Origin of the sequence: Bifidobacterium crudilactis, assembly GCF_000738005.1 — a bacterium.
Taxonomy (GTDB): Bacteria; Actinomycetota; Actinomycetes; order Actinomycetales; family Bifidobacteriaceae; genus Bombiscardovia; species Bombiscardovia crudilactis.
Map to the genome: position 1 here is coordinate 268851 of NZ_JHAL01000002.1, position 19948 is coordinate 288798.

16 protein-coding genes and 1 tRNA gene are annotated in these 19948 nt (G+C 57.3%); 12 read left to right on the forward strand and 5 right to left on the reverse strand.

Annotated features, from left to right (window positions below; genetic code table 11):
• Positions 1–23: 23 nt before the first annotated feature.
• Complete coding sequence (locus DB51_RS03440) at positions 24–785, reverse strand: SDR family NAD(P)-dependent oxidoreductase (protein WP_034251802.1); 762 nt, start codon at positions 783–785, stop codon at positions 24–26.
• A gap of 141 nt (positions 786–926) precedes the next feature.
• On the opposite strand from DB51_RS03440, the gene DB51_RS03445 reads away from it, so the two are divergent.
• Positions 927–1382 carry a hypothetical protein gene (locus DB51_RS03445; protein WP_156958210.1) on the forward strand — a complete coding sequence of 152 codons (456 nt, stop codon included), beginning with the start codon at positions 927–929 and terminating at the stop codon, positions 1380–1382.
• Between the two features lie 139 nt (positions 1383–1521).
• On the opposite strand, the gene DB51_RS03450 is transcribed toward DB51_RS03445, so the two are convergent.
• Together DB51_RS03450 and DB51_RS03455 are read right to left on the reverse strand one after the other, a co-directional pair.
• Positions 1522–1598: transfer RNA gene (locus DB51_RS03450), tRNA-Ile, on the reverse strand.
• A gap of 140 nt (positions 1599–1738) precedes the next feature.
• Positions 1739–2374 carry an ECF transporter S component gene (locus DB51_RS03455; protein ID WP_034253581.1) on the reverse strand — a complete coding sequence of 212 codons (636 nt, stop codon included), beginning with the start codon at positions 2372–2374 and terminating at the stop codon, positions 1739–1741.
• 557 nt (positions 2375–2931) lie between these two features.
• Between DB51_RS03455 and DB51_RS03460 the strand changes: the two genes are divergently transcribed.
• From DB51_RS03460 to DB51_RS03490, 7 genes are all read left to right on the forward strand, one after another.
• Positions 2932–3642 (forward strand): L-threonylcarbamoyladenylate synthase, encoded by a 711-nt coding sequence (locus tag DB51_RS03460; RefSeq protein ID WP_051867236.1) that lies wholly within the window; start codon positions 2932–2934, stop codon positions 3640–3642.
• The gene (locus DB51_RS03465; RefSeq protein WP_238548293.1) at positions 3639–5009 is read left to right on the forward strand and encodes an MraY family glycosyltransferase; all 1371 of its coding nucleotides are present in this window, start codon (positions 3639–3641) and stop codon (positions 5007–5009) included. Before DB51_RS03460 ends, DB51_RS03465 begins: the two co-directional genes overlap by 4 nt.
• A gap of 81 nt (positions 5010–5090) precedes the next feature.
• Positions 5091–6638 (forward strand): IMP dehydrogenase, encoded by a 1548-nt coding sequence (guaB, locus tag DB51_RS03470; RefSeq protein ID WP_034251806.1) that lies wholly within the window; start codon positions 5091–5093, stop codon positions 6636–6638.
• A gap of 282 nt (positions 6639–6920) precedes the next feature.
• Entirely contained in the window at positions 6921–7622 is a 702-nt protein-coding gene (orn, locus tag DB51_RS03475) for an oligoribonuclease (RefSeq protein ID WP_034251808.1), read from the forward strand.
• Between the two features lie 128 nt (positions 7623–7750).
• On the forward strand, positions 7751–9157 hold the full coding sequence (locus DB51_RS03480) for a PIF1 family DEAD/DEAH box helicase (protein WP_034253590.1): 1407 nt from the start codon (positions 7751–7753) through the stop codon (positions 9155–9157).
• Between the two features lie 262 nt (positions 9158–9419).
• A complete protein-coding gene (locus DB51_RS03485; protein WP_238548294.1) occupies positions 9420–11243 on the forward strand; it encodes a proline--tRNA ligase in 1824 nt (607 codons plus the stop codon).
• Between the two features lie 506 nt (positions 11244–11749).
• A complete protein-coding gene (locus DB51_RS03490; RefSeq protein ID WP_051867237.1) occupies positions 11750–12262 on the forward strand; it encodes a single-stranded DNA-binding protein in 513 nt (170 codons plus the stop codon).
• 125 nt (positions 12263–12387) lie between these two features.
• Here the strand turns inward: DB51_RS03490 and DB51_RS03495 are convergent, their stop codons facing one another.
• Positions 12388–14469 carry a M13 family metallopeptidase gene (locus tag DB51_RS03495; RefSeq protein WP_034251811.1) on the reverse strand — a complete coding sequence of 694 codons (2082 nt, stop codon included), beginning with the start codon at positions 14467–14469 and terminating at the stop codon, positions 12388–12390.
• Positions 14470–14926: 457 nt separating this feature from the next.
• On the opposite strand from DB51_RS03495, the gene map reads away from it, so the two are divergent.
• Positions 14927–15706, forward strand: a complete 780-nt coding sequence (gene map, locus DB51_RS03500; RefSeq protein WP_034251813.1) for a type I methionyl aminopeptidase — start codon at positions 14927–14929, stop codon at positions 15704–15706.
• A gap of 227 nt (positions 15707–15933) precedes the next feature.
• The gene (locus DB51_RS03505) at positions 15934–17223 is read left to right on the forward strand and encodes a citrate synthase (RefSeq protein ID WP_034253598.1); all 1290 of its coding nucleotides are present in this window, start codon (positions 15934–15936) and stop codon (positions 17221–17223) included.
• A gap of 168 nt (positions 17224–17391) precedes the next feature.
• On the opposite strand, the gene dapD is transcribed toward DB51_RS03505, so the two are convergent.
• A complete protein-coding gene (dapD, locus tag DB51_RS03510; protein ID WP_034251816.1) occupies positions 17392–18366 on the reverse strand; it encodes a 2,3,4,5-tetrahydropyridine-2,6-dicarboxylate N-succinyltransferase in 975 nt (324 codons plus the stop codon).
• A 97-nt stretch (positions 18367–18463) separates the two neighbouring features.
• Here dapD and DB51_RS10510 point away from each other — a divergent pair, with 97 nt between their 5' ends.
• Together DB51_RS10510 and prfB are read left to right on the forward strand one after the other, a co-directional pair.
• Positions 18464–18595, forward strand: coding sequence for a hypothetical protein (locus DB51_RS10510; protein ID WP_272866981.1), 132 nt, complete (start codon positions 18464–18466; stop codon positions 18593–18595).
• A 221-nt stretch (positions 18596–18816) separates the two neighbouring features.
• Positions 18817–19944, forward strand: coding sequence for a peptide chain release factor 2 (gene prfB / locus DB51_RS03515; RefSeq protein ID WP_034253600.1), 1128 nt, complete (start codon positions 18817–18819; stop codon positions 19942–19944).
• The last annotated feature ends 4 nt before the right edge of the window (positions 19945–19948 follow it).

A 19948-nucleotide genomic window follows, 5' to 3' on the forward strand; every position in this document is an offset into this window, starting at 1 on the left:
CACGCACCGACAGTGAGGCTCTGTTACTGCTGAACCGGTTGTCCGCTGTATATCTCGAAACCTGCGGAAACCGGTATGTTCTCACCGGTGATCGGCGCGGATTCATCCGATGCCAGGAAAAACATGGTTCTCGCAACATCGTCCGGTTCGACCAATCTGCCGAGAGGGCTGGCCTGGGCGAATTCATCGATAACCGATTCCGGATTGCTTTTGAACATCGGCGTCAGCGTCGGTCCGGGATTCACGTTGTTCACCCGGATGCCGTATTTCCCGTAATCGAGAGCCATGGCGCGCACCAGATTGACGACGGCACCTTTCGCAGCGTTGTAGACGGCCATGTTGTAATCGCCCTGAAGACCGGAGATGGATGCGGTGTTGACGATGGTCCCCGACTTTCGCTCAATCATGGCCGGTACGAAAGCCTTGGTAGTCAGGAAGATTGATTTCACGTCGGTGGCCATGACTCTATCCCAGGTGCTTTCATCGAGTTCATGCACCGCACCTTTGGCGAAGATGCCGGCGTTGTTGATGACGCTGTCGACGTGCCCGAACTGCTGATAGGCGGCTTCTGCCAGGCTGTTCACGGAATCGGCGTCGGAAACGTCACATTGGTGGAACGCCATCCGGTCCGCACCGTACTGCGTTGACAGCTGCATGTGCACATCCTGCCCCAGCGTGTCATTGAAATCAGCCATCACGACGTTCCATCCCCTGGATAGGAACAGCTGTGAAGCGCTCAACCCGATACCCGATACTCCGCCGGTGATTACGACTGTGTTGCTCATGTTCTGCCTCCGTCGATTTGCGTTACCACCATCGTAGTGCCGGACCAGGAGAGTTTGACCGGAAGGCAGATTGATGAACATTGACGCGTGCCGGTACGCCTGTGGGTGATATGGCGCTCTTTGGATGGTTAGACTTGGAGCATGGCGCGTGGTCGTTTAGGGGTTAAGGTCTGCTGTGTGATTGGAGCGGTTGCGGTTGTCGCTGCAGTCGCTTTTTTCGTCATGCGCCAGATGGGGGTGGCATGGCTCCAACCGCCGTTGGATTTGTCATCCACGAAGGTCGAGATATCCCAATCCGACCTGTTCACCCCGGATGTGCTGCGCAAAGGTGCGACGCATGTCGAGAATGATATGTCCTCCATGCGCGGCTGTGCCATTGAACGGATTTCGTACGCTGAGCCCGGAACTGTGGGTGAACATGGTTCGAACAAATACGGCACGTCGGTTACTTTCGAGATGGCGTATACCTGCAACACCTTCAATACGCAAAGGACGGCGATGCCTTCCAGCGGTTCATACGAATACCTTCTTCAATATGCTCCAGACAAGTCCGTGGACGGCACAGGCTGGGTGACGGTATCGCACGGCAATGGGTGAGAGACGAGGTATTCAAAGATGTATAGGGGTGCTGCGGAATCAACACATCGTGCCGTGGCTGCCTTGTTTCGCTGTCGTGCGTTCCTTGATAAGGCTGGAAACGAAAAAACCGCGGTCGCTGATGTGCGGCCACGGTTCGTGGTGGGGCCTCAGGGGCTTGAACCCTGGACCGAACGATTATGAGTCGTTTGCTCTAACCGACTGAGCTAAGGCCCCGATTGGCATGAAACCAACTTAGCTATGTTAGCAAAGCCTACTCACCGCGCAAGCGCGGGTCGTGGTGGAGGGTGGGTTCATGCCGGAATCTCATGGCACGGGGATGGTTGTTCTGGAGGAACCAGCCATCCCCGGTATGCTCAGTCGCTGATGCCGCGTACCGCGCGACCCGAGGCGAACTTATCGAGTGCGCCCGTCTTGGCGATGGCCAGATAGAGGTACCAGCTCATCACGCCGCCGATGAGTATGCCGCCTATGATTTCGCAGGTCATGTGGATGATGCCACGCGGGCTGATGAGCGCGACGCCCTGATATTGGAAGAACAGCAGGTAGAAGCCGTATTCGATGGCGACCAGGAATCCGGACAGCATGGTGATGCTCAGCGTCCAACGTCGATAGAGGAATATCGCGAATGCGATTTCGGCACTCAATCCTTGCAAGGCCCCCGAAAGGAAGACGAATCCGAATGAGAACTGGTTCCCGAGAAGCATTTCTACGGCGCTGCCCACCAGATTGACGAATATCGCGGCGCCCGGCTTGCGAATAATCAACAGGGCCAACGGGCCGGAGAAATACCAGACCGCGTGGAATATGCTGCCCAGGCCTGGAAGTATGGCGGCAAGCATGGGGAACAGCCATGCGGAAACATAGTTGAATCCCCAGAACACCAGTCCGCAGGCCACTCCTATCGCAGATGAAACCGCTATGTCCATTGGTCTCCATTGCAGGGAACCGGATGGTCTGGAATATGGGTGTTGAGATTTGGTTATGGTCATAGAGGTGCTCCTCGTGCTGTTTGCGCACAGTATTGTCTTGTTGGCGGCGCTGCCGGTATCCGACGGACGCATAAGCATGTTGTCGGTGACGGTGCCTGACGCTCCTTGACCTGCGCAAACGGGCGGGAGCGCCGAGCAACACTGTATCAGCGCCGTATCGTTTGCCTGTATGCGGTGCTTACTGTCGACAAGAGTTGTTGTAAGGACATTGTTGTAGAGACATGGTGTAAAGACACCGCTGTTCGACGGATACCATGCTTTCGGAACCATGTTTCCCCGAGCCGTTCCACACGCCTTCTTCGCAAACCCCCAGGACGATGGCACAATAGTGAGCGAGGAAAGCTTGGCATGGATGATTCTTATGGCTTCATGAGGTGCCGTGTATTGAACTACGAGCCTGGTGTGGAACTCTTCCACCGAAAAGGCGACAATTGACGGAGGAAGGCATGGACTCAGCGGTTGAGCGGTTCTGAGGACATGTTTCGAGGACACGTTGAGAACCGCATGAGACAATGGTGCTTTCGGCGACTAGCAGAGGAATGGCGGCAGTACAACATATGACAGGTGACGAGTCCGAACGGGTGCGTGCATTGAGCCCAGAGACGTTGGCATTGGCCACGAAGCTGGTTAAGCGCGGAGAGGTTGTCGTTATTCCGACCGATACCGTATACGGCATCGCATGCGACCCTTTCAGCGAGCAGGCAATAGAGAAGATATTCCAGGCGAAGCGGCGTCCGCATACCAAAGCGCTGCAGGTGCTGTTGCCATCGGTGGAGTCGATCGCGGAGCTGTCTCTGAAACTTCCCACACCGCTTGAAGTGCTTGCCGAAGCCTTTCTCCCGGGCGCGTTTTCTCCTATCTGTGAGGCTCAGGAGGAATGCGGACTTGCCACGGTGCATGAAGACGGGGCATTGCGCACGCAGGGTGTGCGAGTCCCCGATTCCGAAGCATCCAGACGAGTGTTGCAGGCGACCGGTCCCGTCGCTGCTTCCAGCGCGAACATATCAGGTATGCCCAGTGCACAGACGGCCCAGGAGGCGTATGCGCAACTGGGGGATTCGGTGGCTTTGTATGTTGATGCTGGTCCGACACCCGGTCCGGTTGCGTCGACGGTGGTGGAAGCCGATTGCGCGGGGGAGGACGGCATCAGAATACTGCGCGTCGGCGTGATTCCCGAAACGGCTGTACGCAAGGTCTTGCATGACAACACCGGTCTGGGCGATGCGATGCCCTGTCATACCGAAGAAACAGGGAACGCAAGGGCATGAGGGTATATCTGTTTATCGCCGCCATAGCGGGTGGAGCCACTTGGCTGGTCACCCCGCTGATTCGACATGTGGCGATTCGCATCGGTGCTGTGGGAGAGGTGCGTTCGAGGGACGTCCACACGGTGCCGACGCCACGTATGGGCGGAGTGGCGATGATGGTCGGTTATGTCGTAGCCATGCTCTTCGCCAGCCACTTGCCCTTTATCTCGGGGTTATTCGCGGCTAGTAACCAGGCGTGGGTAATTCTCGGAGGTGCGGTGCTGATTTGTCTGCTTGGCGTTGCAGACGATTTGTGGGATTTGGATTGGATGCTGAAGCTTGGCGGTCAGCTGCTCATATCGGTTCTGGTGTCTTGGGGAGGTGTGCAAATCATCTCCTTGCCCCTCGGCTCCCTGGTAACGGCTTCCCCGAGCCTGTCGATGGCGATTACCGCCTTTCTTATCGTCGCTTCAATCAACGCCGTCAACTTCGTCGACGGTCTGGATGGTCTCGCATCCGGTATCGTCGCCATCGGCGGCATCGCCTTCGCCGTATATTCGTACATCATCGCGAGAACTTCTCCGAGCTATGCCTCCATGGCCACACTCATCGACGTGGCGTTGGTCGGTATCTGCGTGGGCTTCATCCTGCACAACTGGCATCCGGCGAAGCTCTTTATGGGAGACTCGGGTTCGATGCTGCTCGGGTATCTCATCACCTGTGCTTCCATTGTGATGACCGGACGACTCGACCCGGTTTCCATCCACACGAGCATCTATCTGCCGGTGTTCATGCCCATACTGTTGCCTATCCTGGTGCTGTTCCTCCCTGTTCTCGACATGCTGCTCGCTGTGGTCCGCAGGGTGAGCCATGGGCAATCGCCGATGCATCCCGACAGGATGCATCTTCACCATCGCATGCTGAAAATCGGCCACTCGGTGCAGTCCGCAGTGCTCATTCTGTGGGGGTGGGCCGCCCTGATAGCCTTCGGGTCGATTATGATTCTCTTCTTCGAAGCGGAATATGTGGCCATAGGGTTCGTCATTGCCTGCATCGCACTGACCGTCGTCACCTTGTATCCCTACTATCGCAGGCGCATTCCGGAGATACGAGCCGAGAACGCGGCTTTGGCGGCTGCAAAGCGTCGAGAACATGCTCATCATGCCCAATCCCAGGAAGCCAAAGTCGAAATCGATGCTTCGATGGCGGCAAGGCAAACTCGGAACGAAGAGGGGCATGTGGGTTCCGTGACGTGGGATTCACGACAGCCGGATTCGCTAACGTCGGATTCACCAGGTCGGGATGCGACGTCGCATCGCCATGCCCGTGACGATTTCGATGACGACGCCCGTCACGGCAACCACGACGATACCGTGAAGCAGGACTGACAAAGAGCCCTAAAGCCCTGGAACAAAGCCATTCAGCCGATGGCGTGTCGACACGTCAATAACCGACTATAGAGTGGCTCTATGGAAACTTTTACTGCGAAAAATTCCGATTCCCCATATTCCCCAGTCCCGCCAATGTTCGAGAAGCTCGGTTTGGCATATGATGACGTGTTGCTGCTTCCCAATGAATCAGACGTCATCCCCTCGGAGGTCGACACCACCTCTCGTCTGACCAGGGACATCACGGTCAAGTCCCCGGTGCTTTCAGCCGCCATGGATACCGTGACCGAAGCCCAGATGGCGATTGCCATGGCACGCAATGGGGGCATTGGCGTGCTGCATCGCAATCTCAGCATCGAAGACCAGGCCAACCAGGTCGATGTGGTCAAGCGCAGCGAATCGGGTATGATTTCGGATCCGCTCACCGTCACGCCGGACGCCACGCTTACCGATTTGGACAAGCTGTGCGCCGCGTACCACGTTTCAGGACTCCCTGTCGTCGACAACGACGACCGTCTGGTGGGCATCATCACGAACCGTGACATGCGCTTCGTGAATGCCGAGGACTATGACCGTCTCAAGGTTCGCGACATCATGACCAAAGAGGGATTGATCACCGGACCTGCCAACATCTCCAAAGAGGACGCGCACAAACTTCTGGCTCAGAATAAGGTCGAGAAGCTTCCGCTGGTCGATGACAACGGCAAACTCGCCGGTCTGATCACCGTCAAGGATTTCGTCAAGACCGAGCAATACCCGGACGCCACCAAGGACGATCAGGGTAGGTTGCGCGTCGCCGCAGGCGTCGGTTTCTTCGGTGATGCATGGCAGCGTATTACGGCGCTGGCCGATGCCGGTGTCGATGTGCTGGTGGTCGATACCGCCCACGGCCATGCCAAACTGATGCTCGATATGATTAAGCGCATCAAGGCCGATCACGCCTTCGACGGTGTGCAGATTATGGGTGGCAACATCGCGACGCGCGAAGGCGCCCAGGCGCTTATTGATGCCGGTGTCGATGCGGTCAAGGTCGGCGTAGGCCCGGGTTCCATATGCACGACCCGCGTGGTCGCCGGTGTAGGTGTGCCTCAGCTTACTGCGGTCTACGATTCCAGCCTGGCCTGCCGCGCAGCAGGCATTCCTCTGGTCGCAGACGGTGGCATTCACTACTCGGGCGATATCGCCAAGGCGCTCGTCGCTGGTGCCGATACCGTGATGCTCGGTGGTCTGCTGGCAGGAACCGATGAAGCCCCGGGAGAGAAGGTGCTCCTGCATGGCAAGCAGTACAAGGTCTACCGCGGCATGGGTTCGCTCGGCGCCATGGCTCCACGAGGAAAGAAGAGCTATTCGAAGGACCGGTACTTCCAGGCCGATGTGACCAGCAATGACAAGGTCATCCCGGAGGGTGTCGAAGGCGAAGTGCCATATCGCGGTCCTCTGAACTATGTGCTGTATGAACTCGTCGGTGGTCTGCACCAGACGATGTTCTACACGGGCGCACGCACCATTGATGAACTCAAGGCCAAGGGACGCTTCATCCGCATCACCGATGCAGGTCTGCGCGAATCCCACCCCCATGACATCGTCATGACCAAGGAAGCCCCGAATTACACCGGTTTCCATGACTGATCGCCGCTGATGTCGGCAATAGCGGTCTGATGCGAAGCAACGAAGGTGTGCATACCCACGCAGGGTGCGCTGAATTCAGCGCAGTCGGCATGCGGGCATGCACACTTTCGTATATTCGGAGCAACGCCTCCAAGGTTGTGGTCGGTATCTGACGGTGTGGTCGGTGCTCGGGGGTAGGTTGAAGAGTTCGGCGGACGGACGTGTCGTCCAGGCAGCGCACCCTGACCACGGTTGCGGCTTGGCGGTAATGTATTGAGGAATCAAGGAAAGGTGCACCTGCTTATGTCCAATTCAGAGGATCTGACGCTCAGCGCGGAGGACTCAAGGCTTATTTGGATCGACTGCGAGATGACGGGTCTGGATATTTTCCACGACGAGCTGTGCGAAGTGTCGGTCGTGCCCACGGACTTCAACATGAAGGTGCTGGATTCGGGCATCGATCTGGTCATCAAACCATCCGACGAATCGCTTGCCCAGATGAACGACTTCGTGCGTCACATGCACACCTCATCGGGTCTGGTCGAAGAGATGAAGCAGGGTCTTGCCCTGGCTGAGGCGCAGCGTCAGGTCATCGAGTACGTCACCCCCTTCCTGCCCAAAACCGGCAAGGCGCATCTGGCGGGAAACTCGGTCGGTTCGGACAAAAAATTCCTGGACCGTTTTATGCCTGACCTGATGGCGAAGCTGCATTACCGCGTGATTGACGTGAGCACCCTCAAGGAGCTGTCGCGTCGCTGGTATCCTGCGGTGTACAGCAATAAGCCCGAAAAGCATGGCGGTCATCGCGCATTGGCGGACATCATCGAGTCCATTGACGAGCTTCGCTATTACCGCGAGGCATTTTTCGCGCCGACGCCAGGTCCCGATGACCAGAAATCCAAAGACATCGCCGCTCAGGTCGAATCCACAAGCCTCCTGCGCAGCTATGAGGCAGAGGGAGCGCCCGTCGAAGACGCCTCGACCCCTGAAAAAATCGATTACTAATTGCGAATCCCTACACAAACGGGATATCGCCGACAACGGTCCCGCGGAATTCCGGGCTTCTCGCAATGAGCCCAGTCGTTTCTGCAGGGATATGAAAGTATGTACGTCACTCGTGGCACGATATGGGCATGCGGCAATCAGAAGCGTTGACCATTCTCAAGGCAGGAGCCAATGTGTTCCTTACCGGTGCCCCGGGTGCCGGCAAGACCTACGTGTTGAACGAATTCATCAGCGGTGCGAGGCGTTCCGACGCTGATGTGGCTGTGACCGCATCTACAGGCATCGCCTCCACGCATATCAACGGACAGACCATCCACTCATGGAGCGGACTGGGCGTGGCGACCTGTTTGAGTGAACAGCTGCTCAAACGGATACGTACCAGGCGCAAGAGGCAGATATCTGGAACCGACGTGCTTGTCATCGATGAGGTCTCGATGATGCATGCGTGGCTGTTCGACATGGTCGATGAGGTTTGCAGGAGCATACGGCACAGTCCCGAGCCCTTTGGCGGCCTGCAAGTGGTGCTTTCGGGTGATTTCTTCCAGCTGCCCCCGGTCAGCCGCTCAGGGCGCAACACCGATATGCTGATGCCCAGCGAGGAGTTCGAACGTTCCAGGCAGCGGTATGTCGAGGCAGGCAAGGACCCGGAGGGCTTCATCACGGAATCCCTGGTCTGGGATGCGCTGAACCCCGTTATCTGCTATCTCACCGAGCAGCACCGTCAGGATGACGGACAGCTGCTCACCGTGCTTACCGACATCAGGGAGGGTTCGGTCAGTCAGGAGGACCATGACGTTCTGGCCTCTCGCCTGGGCAAGACACCCGCCGAGGATGAGGTATCGGTTAATCTCTTCCCCGTCAATCGGCAGGCCGACAGTCTCAACGACCTGAGACTCTCGCAGATAGCGGACACGCCTCACCAATACCATGCCGAATCGGCCGGTTCCGCTCAGCTGGTCGAACGACTGAAGAAGAACATGCTCGCACCCGAGCAGTTGACGTTGAAAACAGGTGCCGCAGTGATGGCTCTGCGCAATGACCAGGACCACCAGTATGTCAACGGTTCGATAGGCAAAGTGAGAGGCTTCGTCCAGGAAAACAAGGGTGGTTGGCCGATTGTCGAGTTCGAGAACGGCAATATCGTCACGATGAAGCCGGCATCCTGGGAAATGATGGATGGAGATCAGGTGCTTGCCTCGGTGAATCAGGTGCCGCTGAGATGTGCCTGGGCCATCACAATCCACAAATCACAGGGCATGACGCTTGACCGTGCGGTTATGGATTTGCGCAGAACCTTCGCTCCCGGCATGGGCTATGTGGCTCTATCTCGTGTGGAGGCGCTCGACGGGCTGTATCTCAGAGGCATCAACGAGCACGCATTCATGGTTTCTCCCGACGCTGTCTATCTTGATTCCAGGCTTCGTGATGATTCGCGTGCCGCATGCGCGAGACTCGCGGGGGAGGGAAGCGCGTCGTTCAGCAAAGTTGCCCTGGAGCAACAGGAGGACGAATTCACCCAGGGTGACCTGTTCTAGCGTCCGCACACAGGACTTCCGTCCTTGAGCACGGTCCGAGATGGCTCCCCCGCTGCTGACAGTGCAGCATTGCCGCCGTGAGGGGAGGGTGGAGTCGGACACAGCGTTGCGTCACACGAACACAGCGTGGTTGCGAACACTGTGTAGACCAACACTGTGTAGACCAACACCGTGGCGTGAACACGGACCAGGACGCCAGAGAACGTGGATACGAGGGTCGTCAGACCCGCGATGTCCTTTTGGATGAATAATCTTGGGAGCCATGACTGCCAAAGCTTTGCATATGTCCACGCTGTTCCTGAGAACACTGCGTGAAGACCCCGCCGATGCCGATGTTGATTCCGCCAGACTGCTCCAGCGTGCTGGTTATATCCGAAAGACCGCACCCGGAATTTTTACCTGGCTCCCACTCGGCCTGCGCGTCCTGAACAAGGTCGAGGCCATCATCCGCGAGGAGATCAACAGCTTCGGCGCCCAGGAAGTGCACTTTCCCGCGCTCTTGCCGAAGGACCCCTATGAACGTACGCACCGTTGGGAAGAGTATGGAGACAACATCTTCCGTCTGAAGGACAGGCATGGTGCGGATTACCTTCTGGCACCCACGCACGAGGAAATGTTCACGCTCCTCGTCAAGGACATGTATTCGTCATACAAGGATTTGCCGCTGACCCTCTATCAGATTCAGACCAAGTACCGTGACGAATTCCGTCCACGCGCAGGTCTTGTTCGCGGTCGTGGTTTCGTGATGAAGGACGCCTACTCCTTCACGGTGGACGCCGACGGACTCAAAGCGGCGTATCAGGACGAACGCGATGCCTATGAACGTATCTTCAAGCGTCTGGGCGTGCAGTATGTGATCGTGCATGCGGTTTCGGGACCTATGGGGGGTTCCGAGTCCGAGGAGTTTCTTGCGCCCCTCGCCATCGGTGAGGACACCTTCGCGCTTGCGCCTTCAGGCAAGGCATGGAACGTCGAGGCACTCACCACCCCTGTAGTTCCTGATGAGGATTTCTCCGCCGTTCCCGATATGGTGCAACTGCACACCCCTGACTCGACCACGATAGAAAGCCTTGTCGACCAGGCGAACGCCTTGCATCCCAAAGCTGACGGCACGGCATGGACCGCTGCCGACACTCTGAAGAATCTCATCGTGACCGTCAGGCATCCTGCCGATGACGAGCACGACGAGCCGTGGCGAGAGCTGGTTGCCATCGCGCTTCCCGGCGACCGTCAGGTCGACATGAAGCGCATCGAGGCCCAGTTCGCACCCGCCGAAGTCGAGGAGTCCACGGCGGAGGACCTCGCAGGCCATCCCGAATTGGTGAAGGGTTACATCGGGCCCAAGGTGCTTGGTCCGCAAGCCGAGGAAGCGGGCATCAAGAATCCGATTCGCTACTTCGTGGATGCGCATGTGGCACGCGGCAGTGCGTGGATAACCGGTGCTGATGTCGAGGGCGAGCATCTCTTCAATGCGGTCTATACCAGGGATTTCGGATGTTCCCAGCGCATAGAGGCCGTCGAGGTTCGTCACGGCGATATGAGCCCTGACGGTTCGGGGCCTCTGAGCTTCGAGCGTGGTGTGGAGATAGGCCAGGTATTCCAGCTGGGTCTGAAATATTCCAATGCTCTGGATCTCAAGGTTCTGGACCAGAACGGGAAAACCGTTCCTGTATGGATGGGCAGCTATGGCATCGGTGTGTCGAGGGTGCTTGCCTGCATCGCCGAATTCCATCATGACGAGCATGGTCTGGACTGGCCTTTGGCTGTCGCTCCGGCCCAGGTGCATGTGATGGCAACCGGCAAGGATTCACAGGCATTCGAAGCCGCCGCCAAGTTGGTGGATGCACTTGAACGGCAGAACGTGGAGGTCATCTATGACGACCGACTCAAGGTTTCGCCCGGCGTGAAGTTCAAGGATGCGGAGTTGATCGGCGTTCCCCTGATTGCGGTTGCGGGAAGGGATACCGTGAACAACGGCACCATCGAGATTCGTCGTCGTGATGGCTCGCATTCGCAGGCGGTGCCTGTGGATGACGCTGCCGATGAGGTGTTGAAGCGTCTAGCGGCTATGCGAGAGGCTGAGTAGCACCCGCATTCGTAGTAACTGCGCACAACGGCACGGCCAGCTGGGCATATGGCCCGCTGGCCGTGCCGTTGTGCACGGTTTTGGGTGAATTCTCAGATAACTGCATCACAAGACAGATGTTTCTGCAAAATTCTCGGGAATGCTGTCCTTATGATGCAGTTATCGTATGGGGCCTGTACACGCCAATCCACGGAGAGCCGGTACCACTCGCGTTGATCATTCGTGATGCCCTGCTGTTTCGCTCCGGTGATACTGCCTGCGTTGCCGCTTGGTGAGTGTATGACGCTGCTGCGGCACCGGAGATTGTGGATAATGTGGCATCCGACCACATTGCTAGCGGACCATGTGCCTCGATGAAGCGAGGGGCGACAATGATGTCTACCGTCGGAATCGGTCAAGCGTCCATCTTATATGCGGCATGAATTCTGCCCGGATTCGACTCTGCTCTGTCCGGGAACTGACAGGATACGGTTCGGACGGTCCACATCGTCGGTGAGGAGAGAGCCATGGGTATTCAGCAAGGGTTGGTAACGATAACCGGATATGTTGCCAAGGAACCGCGCAGGGTGGGAGATCCTGGTCGCACGCCGTTGTGCGTCATGCGATTGGCCTCCACTCGCTCGTATTATGATGCCAAGTCGCAGCTTTGGAAGGAGCTGCCGACCACATGGATATCGGTCAAAGCGCATCGTTCTTTGGCGAATAACGTACTGGCCTCCGTTCACAAGGGTGACCCCGTCATTGTGACGGGAACCTTAGGAATGGACGAATGGAGTAAAGACGGCCAGCCGCAGTCCTCGCTGGTCATCGAGGCCAATGCCATAGGCCATGATCTTTCCCTGGGGTCGACGAGCTTTTCCAAACTCGGGAATCGTTCGGAGAGTACCTCGGCCTTGCGCGCCCCCGAGGATGATGCATCCTCGGGGGCGCGGTCCGAGACCGGCCTTGCGTTTCCGTCGAGGACTCGGGTCTCGCAGGAAACAGGAATCCGCGAAGATGCCGATGACGTGGTGTTCTGACGTAGCGGGCCGTTCATCCATCAACAGCGACGGATGAACGGCCCATGTCAAAACGCGAGGTTCGATGAACGTAGCGGGATGATGTAACGACTGCGGAATCTTCCCGTTCGCCACCATTCATCGCATTACCAGATACGCACTCTGGAATCCGGTGCGAGCCACATCTCATCCCCGTCCTTCACCGAAAAGGCTTCGTGGAAGAGATCGACATTGCGCACGATGCCGTTCGTTCTGAACTCGGCAGGGGAGTGTGGGTCGATTTGCAGGTACTGTTCCGCCAGTTGGTCACGCAGCTTGGTTCTCCAGATCGAAGCATAAGCGATGAAGAAACGCTGAACACCGGTGAAGCCGTCGATTTCCGGTGCGTTGACGAGAGAATCTCGGATGGCCTGCGCACTGCCGTCCTTGCTGCGACCAGCCGCCGCATCAAGGGCGAATGCATAGGCTTTCAGGGAGATGTTCACGCCGCCCAGATCGCCGATGTTCTCGCCGATGGTCAGGGCACCATTGACATGAGGAGCCTTGGTGGGGTCGTCGGCGTACAACTCGGCCAACTGTGCGGGTACGAAGGTGTTGTACTGGTCGATGAGAGCAGTCGTGCGTTCTTCGAAGTTCTTGCGATCCTCGGCCGTCCACCAGTCGTTCAGACGTCCTGAACCGTCGTATTTGCTGCCCTGATCGTCGAAACCATGCCCGATTTCATGACCGATGACTGCGCCGATGCCGCCGTAGTTCGCAGCATCGTCCGCATCCGGGTCGAAGAAGGGAGGTTGCAGAATAGCTGCGGGGAACACGATGACGTTCATCGTGGGTTCGTAATAGGCGTTCACCGTCTGCGGGTTCATCAGCCACTCGTCCTTGTCGACTGGCTGGCCCACTTTGCTCATCTGGTATGCGGTTTCGTAGGTCTGCGCGGCGTGGATGTTCTCGCACAGGCTGGCTTTGTCGCTAACCTCAAGGGCGGCGTAATCCCTCCAGTGATTGGTGTATCCGATTTTCGGAGAGAACTGGTCAAGCTTGTTCAGGGCCTTCTCTTTGGTCTCGGCGCCCAACCAGTCACTCGATGTGATGGATACGCGATACGCGTCGATAAGATTGCTGACGAGCTCTTCCATCCGCTGTTTGCTGGATTCAGGAAAATGCCTGCTGACGTAGATTCTGCCGACGTCCTCACCGCAGATGCCGTTGACGAGCATGACCCCGCGCTTCCAACGAGCCCGCATCTCCGTGGTGCCCGATAGGACTTTGCCGTAGAAGTCGAAGCGTGCCTGATCGAAATCGTGGCTGAGATATCCTGCCCAGGAAATCAAGGTGTGCACGCGCGCCCAGAGTTGCAGGTCGCTTAATTCAGCTTCATCCCACACGGCGTCCAATCCGCTCAGGAAGCTCGGCTCGTGAACGATGGTGTGTTCAAGCGATCCGGCGAAGTTCAGCGGCATCGTCCGGGCGGATGGGGTCGAGTCGTAGGACCGTTGCCATGATTGTGCCCAGGCTTCGATGTCCACATGGGACAACGCGGATTGCAATGCCTTGAAATCTGTGGGGTTGTATGTTTTGTCCTGGTCGCGGGTCTCAACCACATCCCAGTGGTGTGCGGCGATACGGCATTCAAGTTTCAGGAATCGTGAGGCCTGCGCGCTCGCATCATCCATGTCCTTCGCGTAACCGGCCAACATCAGGAGTTTGGCTACCATTTCCTGATAGGCTTCGCGGATTGTCGTATAGCGGTCCTCGCGGTAATACGCCTCATCAGGCAGTCCAAGTCCGCCCTGTTCGATGTGGACGATGTTGCGTTCGGGTTCGCCAGGGTCGCCATACACCCCGATTCCCAACAGGTCCGGTCCACCCAGCGGATTCAGCGCGCCCAGCGCCTTGATGAGCTCCTGCTTGTCTGAGGTTCCGTCGATGGAGTCGAGGTCGGCGCGGATTCCTTCGATTCCCGCCGCTTCGATGGCATCGGTGTCGAGGAAGCTGTTGTACAGCGCGCTCGACTTGGCCGCCGGCGTTTCGGGGTCCTCAAGGATGTCGCGAATCTGAGTTTCGGCATCATCTGCGAGCTTGTCGAAGGAACCGAAGCGTGAACGGTCATCGGGAAGCGAATAGGTGTCGATCCAGGGACCATTGACATAGCGGAAGAGGTCTTGTTTCGGTGTGATCACTGACGAAAACGATGTGGGATCAATGCCCGATTTCAATTCTGTGTCCATAAGCCCAGCCTAATGACGTTTCCTGACAAGCCGAGCCGTCAAATGTGAAGCGCAGTGCGCTTCACATAGGCGAGGTGAGCAACCGCAAAGGCCGAGCCGCCAGAAGGGGATGCCCTGTGGGCATCCCGTAGGCTCGGTGAGCGCCCGCAAAGACCGAGCCGTTAAGGCCGAAGCGCTGTGCGCTTTGGCTAGGTGAGGTGAGCGCCCGCTAAGGCTGCGATGATGCCCGTGTGTTTGGGCATAAGGGCTTGATGTAAGTACCGCATCCGGGCGACACGTCCACTGAGCCGTTAAGCACACAACCCGGTGGGTTGTGTGTACGTGAGGTGAGCGCACAATATCGGATGTGGGCAAGCGCATAGCGATTGCGGTGAACAGCCCGCATGTCAACATGGCGGTCTGTAACCACATAGCAGTAGGGTGGTGGTAACCAAACAAGGTAGAAAGAAACAATCAATTGATCGAACTGAAGACACCACAGGAAATCAAATCCATGCGCCCCGCAGGAAAATTCGTAGGTAGCATTCTCAAGGATTTGCGCAAGATGACCAAGGTCGGCACCAATCTTCTTGAGATCGACGACTTCGTCAAACAGCGCATCGAGGGACGTTCCGGCGCGGAATCCTGCTATGTGGATTATGCACCGGATTTCGGGACCGGGCCTTTTGCCCATTACATCTGTACTTCGGTGAATGACGCCGTGCTTCACGGTGTGCCTTTCGACTACGCATTGAAGGATGGGGATCTGCTCAGTCTGGATCTTGCCATCAATGTGGACGGTTGGGTAGGGGACTCGGCGATAAGCTTCGTCGTCGGTGACCACGCCGATCCGGAGGATCTGCGCATCATCAAGGCCACGGAGGATGCTCTGAAGGCCGGTATCGCAGAGGCCGTTCCAGGGAACCGACTCGGTGATATCTCATCGGCGATCGGCGATATCGCGCACGAGAACGGATACACGGTCAACCTGGAGTTCGGCGGCCATGGCGTAGGGCACATCATGCATGGTGACCCGCATGTAGCCAATGACGGCAAGGCCCATCACGGCTACAAGCTGCGGAACGGTCTGGTCATAGCGATCGAACCATGGTTCCTCAGGACCACTGATGAGATCATCCAGGATCCGAAAGATGGCTGGACCTTGCGTTCGGCGGACGGATCACGTGGCGCTCACACCGAACACACCATCGCGATAACCGATGACGGTCCGATTATTTTGACCGCCAGGGACGAGTAGCGGCAACGAGCAACACGGCGTTCTCCGCTTGCTAGCGGCTTGCGCAGGTGTTTGCGCAAGCGCTTTCCAGAACGGCAATGGGGTCGGTTTTTGGCTCGTCAGGCAATCCTGGCGACCCTTGGACCGACCCTATTCTGCTACCATTGGCGTTTCCGGCATCCGACCAGGTGCCTGGCGCTTCCATTCCAGTATCGTCGCTGGTCAATTCCTGGGTAGGGAGAAGAATGATGCCAAAGGCAAGACTGAACATTGATACGTCGCAGTTTGACCTGCCAGTGGTGAAAGCGACGTGCGGTCCCGACGGAATCGTCGTGTCCAATCTGCGCAACGACGGATGGGTCACTCTGGATCCCGGTTTCCTGACCACCGCTCAGTGCGAATCGAAAATTACCTTCATTGACGGCAACCGTTCCATTCTGCGGTATCGCGGATATCCCATCGAACAACTGTGTGAGCATTCCAATTTTCTGGAAGTCGCTTGGCTGCTCAACCAAGGTGAGCTGCCGAATCTGGCGCAGTATGAAGAATACCGTGATCGAGTGTTGCATCACACGGTGGTGGGTGAGGGCTTCAGGACCTTGCTGGGGTCCTTCCCGAGGAACGCCCATCCCATGAGTGTGCTCGCCTCCGCAGTCAACGCTCTGGCAAGCTTCTATCCCAAAACCTGTGATGTCAACGATCCGGAACAGTTGGATGAAGCAGGGGCAATCATCATGGCCAAGGTCAGGACGATTGTCTCGCTGATTCACCGCCGCAGCAGAGATGAGCCTCTGCTGTACCCGGATTACACGCGTGGCTATGTCGATGACTTTCTGCGGATGAGTTTCGCCACTCCCTACCAGTCCTTTGAATCGGACCCGCTGATGGTCGAGGCCTTGGATAAGCTGCTGATCATCCATGCGGATCACGAGCAGAACTGCTCCACTTCGGTGGTGCGCATCGCGGGCTCGGCTCATGCGAATCTGTATTCCGCAGTTGCGGCCGGCATCAACGCGCTTTCGGGACCCTTGCATGGTGGTGCGAACGAGGCGGCGCTGCGTCAGCTGATGTCCATCAGGGATTCGGGGAAATCCGTCAAGGCCTTCGTCGAGGATGCCAAGAGCAACGGTCAACGTATTTCGGGGCTTGGTCACCGCGTGTACAAGTCCTATGATCCACGAGCGGCCATCGCCAAGGAATGGTTGACCAGGATCATGACGGAGGAGCAACTGGGGCTTCCTGGCAGCGATCTCGCGTTGTTCGACGTGGCGACTGAGCTGGAGGATATCGCCTTGCACGACGACTACTTCATTTCGAGGCATCTCTACCCGAATGTCGACTTCTACACCGGGCTTATCTACCGTGCCATCGGGTTCAATCCGAGTATGTTCACGACCTTGTTCGCATTGGGCCGCATCCCGGGTTGGATTGCCCAGTACCGAGAGATGCTCGACGATCCGGCCACCAGAATCGGTAGACCACGCCAGGTCTATACCGGCGAGCCCAAACGCGACGTCACACCCATCACCGAGCGCTGATTTCATCGTCGGACAGGGATGGATGCAGATAACTGCACTAAAAGAACAGCAATCTGGTAATCATTTCTCCTGAAAGCTGTCCTTATAGTGCAGTTATCGTATTCGGTCCTGACCCGTCACAACGAGAAGTGCCAGGTATCTCTACGGGCAGCTCTACAGAGCCATGTATTAGTTGGCGTGGAGCTGGGCGTTCAGGGCGATGCCGGTGTTGCGGCTGCGTGCCTCGATGGCTCCGCTGACTGAATTGCGGATGAAGAGGATATGGTCCTTTCCGCTGAGTTCGGCGCCTTTCACGATGTCCAAAGGCTGTTTGGCGGCGATTTTGGCCTTGTCGACAATCGTCACTTTGGTGCCTGCGGTCACATACAGTCCGGCTTCCACCACGCAGTGGTTGCCGAGGGAGATGCCGATTCCCGAATTCGCGCCCAACAGGGAATGCTCGCCGATGGATACGCGGTGCTTGCCGCCTCCTGAAAGCGTGCCCATAATCGAAGCGCCTCCGCCGATATCCGAGCCGTCACCCACCACAACCCCTTGCGACACTCGTCCTTCGACCATCGAGGTTCCTAGCGTTCCGGCATTGAAATTGACGAAGCCTTCATGCATCACCGTCGTGCCTTCGGAAAGATAGGCGCCCAAACGGATGCGATCGGCGTTGCCGATGCGGACTCCGGTCGGAACGACATAATCCACCATGCGCGGGAACTTGTCGATGGACAGTACATTGACATCAGCTTGATTGCTTCCAAGAACGCCGATAAGGTCGATTTTCCGCTGTGCGAAGTCATCCACTGCGAATGGCCCGTAGTTGGTCCACACCACATTGTTGAGCGCGGCAAAGATACCGTCGAGATTCAGGGTGTTCGGTTTGGCCAGTCGAAGGCTCAGCAGATGCAGGCGAAGATAGGCGTCGGCCGTGTCACTGATGGCTGAGTCGAGAGAGGATACGGTGAAAACAGGAATGCGGCGTACTCCGCGAGCATCGGCCTTCTCATGCACGAGGCTGCCGAAGGCATGACCTGTTCTGCTTTCCTCCCCGGGCGCTTCGCCGAGATTCAAAGTCGGATACCATACATCCAGGGTGTTGCCGGCAGCATCGATGCTTGCCAATCCCCAGCCCCATGCGGTGCGTGATTCGGTCATAGCGTTCTTCCTTTCGTGCGGACACGGTCAACTGTATGACCCAGACCGGAAAATGGCGTGGTGCCGTGGTTCACAGGTCTGGGTATCATATTCGCTTATGGGTGAATACGAGAAACAGCGGGCGCGCGCCGAACGCCGCCGCCGCAGTATCGCTCGCGTGGTGTGTGCGGTTATTGCTGTGGCCATGCTGGCCAGTCTGATTATCCCGGCGTTGTTCTCTGGATTTTGACGTCGGACCGTGACTTCCGCCCGACGACTGGTGTGATGGGCCTTGAGGATACGGCACGTCAACATCCTCGTCTTGCTTGCTTATGCGCTGTTTCGTGGTTTGAAGGGCTTCTGGCCGTTGAGTTCGGCGGTGTGCGGAAGACTGGGCAGGCTGGGCATTCCGGCTGATGGTATTGGTGTTTCAACGCGCTCTTCTGTGGCGCTAACGGTATGGTGGTAACGATGGCAGACTTTGAAGTAATGCAGACGATAGACGAGGCTCGGTCGATTTTCGAGTCGATTGCCAAGGCGGTCGACATGGACGACCTGCGTGAGCGAATCACAAGCTTGGAGCAGGAGGCCAGTGCGCCCGGTCTCTGGGACGACCAGGAGAACGCCCAGAAGGTCACCAGCCGGCTGTCCGCAGCACAGACCCTGCTGAGGCATCTGGAATCAGCTCAGCAGCGTTTGGAGGATGTGCAGACACTGGTCGAGATGGCTCGCGAGGAAAGCGATCAGGACACTCTTGACGAGGCCGCCGCTGAGTCGGATTCCTTGAAACATGACCTCGTCGAGATGGAAATTCAGACTCTGCTCGACGGCGAGTATGACGAACGAGCTGCGGTGGTGACGATCCGCTCCGGTGCGGGTGGGGTCGATGCGGCGGATTGGGCACAGATGCTGATGAGGATGTATCTGCGTTGGTCCGAACGCCATGGTTACAAGACGACGGTTATGGATACCTCCTATGCGGAAGAGGCGGGCATCAAGTCCGCAACCTTCCAGGTTCAGGCTCCTTACGCGTATGGGCGTCTTTCGGTCGAGGGCGGTACGCACCGTTTGGTGCGCATCTCGCCATTTGACAATCAGGGCAGAAGACAGACAAGCTTTGCGGCGGTCGAGGTCATTCCTCTGGTGGAGGCGACCGATCATATCGATGTGCCCGATTCGGATATTCGCGTTGACACCTACTGCTCGTCGGGTCCCGGCGGACAGGGTGTGAACACCACGTATTCCGCCGTGCGCATCACCCATCTTCCGACCAACATCGTCGTGACCATGCAGGACGAACGCAGTCAGATTCAGAATCGCGCCGCCGCCATGGCAGTGCTGCAGTCGCGCCTGCTCGTTCTCCGACACGAAGAGGAAGCGAAACGCAAGAAGGAACTGGCAGGCGATATCAAAGCCAGTTGGGGCGACCAGATGCGCTCCTATGTGCTTCATCCCTACCAGATGGTCAAGGATCTCAGGACTGGCTACGAGACTTCGGATACACAAGGGGTCTTCGACGGCGATATCGACGCATTCATCGATGCGGGCATCAGGTGGCGTCATCAGCAACGTCGCGAAGACGCAGAAGCAAAGGAATAGGAGA

What these genes read in the sequence shown, in the direction of transcription:
- DB51_RS03465 (WP_238548293.1), top strand. Translation starts at nt 3,639, where the DNA reads ATGAGGGTATATCTGTTTATCGCCGCCATAGCGGGTGGAGCCACTTGG.
- prfB (WP_034253600.1), top strand. Translation starts at nt 18,817, where the DNA reads ATGGCAGACTTTGAAGTAATGCAGACGATAGACGAGGCTCGGTCGATT.
- dapD (WP_034251816.1), bottom strand. Translation starts at nt 18,366, where the DNA reads ATGACCGAATCACGCACCGCATGGGGCTGGGGATTGGCAAGCATCGAT.
- DB51_RS10510 (WP_272866981.1), top strand. Translation starts at nt 18,464, where the DNA reads ATGGGTGAATACGAGAAACAGCGGGCGCGCGCCGAACGCCGCCGCCGC.
- DB51_RS03485 (WP_238548294.1), top strand. Translation starts at nt 9,420, where the DNA reads ATGACTGCCAAAGCTTTGCATATGTCCACGCTGTTCCTGAGAACACTG.
- guaB (WP_034251806.1), top strand. Translation starts at nt 5,091, where the DNA reads ATGGAAACTTTTACTGCGAAAAATTCCGATTCCCCATATTCCCCAGTC.
- DB51_RS03490 (WP_051867237.1), top strand. Translation starts at nt 11,750, where the DNA reads ATGGGTATTCAGCAAGGGTTGGTAACGATAACCGGATATGTTGCCAAG.
- DB51_RS03455 (WP_034253581.1), bottom strand. Translation starts at nt 2,374, where the DNA reads ATGACCATAACCAAATCTCAACACCCATATTCCAGACCATCCGGTTCC.
- DB51_RS03445 (WP_156958210.1), top strand. Translation starts at nt 927, where the DNA reads ATGGCGCGTGGTCGTTTAGGGGTTAAGGTCTGCTGTGTGATTGGAGCG.
- DB51_RS03440 (WP_034251802.1), bottom strand. Translation starts at nt 785, where the DNA reads ATGAGCAACACAGTCGTAATCACCGGCGGAGTATCGGGTATCGGGTTG.
- DB51_RS03460 (WP_051867236.1), top strand. Translation starts at nt 2,932, where the DNA reads ATGACAGGTGACGAGTCCGAACGGGTGCGTGCATTGAGCCCAGAGACG.
- DB51_RS03495 (WP_034251811.1), bottom strand. Translation starts at nt 14,469, where the DNA reads ATGGACACAGAATTGAAATCGGGCATTGATCCCACATCGTTTTCGTCA.
- DB51_RS03505 (WP_034253598.1), top strand. Translation starts at nt 15,934, where the DNA reads ATGCCAAAGGCAAGACTGAACATTGATACGTCGCAGTTTGACCTGCCA.
- DB51_RS03480 (WP_034253590.1), top strand. Translation starts at nt 7,751, where the DNA reads ATGCGGCAATCAGAAGCGTTGACCATTCTCAAGGCAGGAGCCAATGTG.
- orn (WP_034251808.1), top strand. Translation starts at nt 6,921, where the DNA reads ATGTCCAATTCAGAGGATCTGACGCTCAGCGCGGAGGACTCAAGGCTT.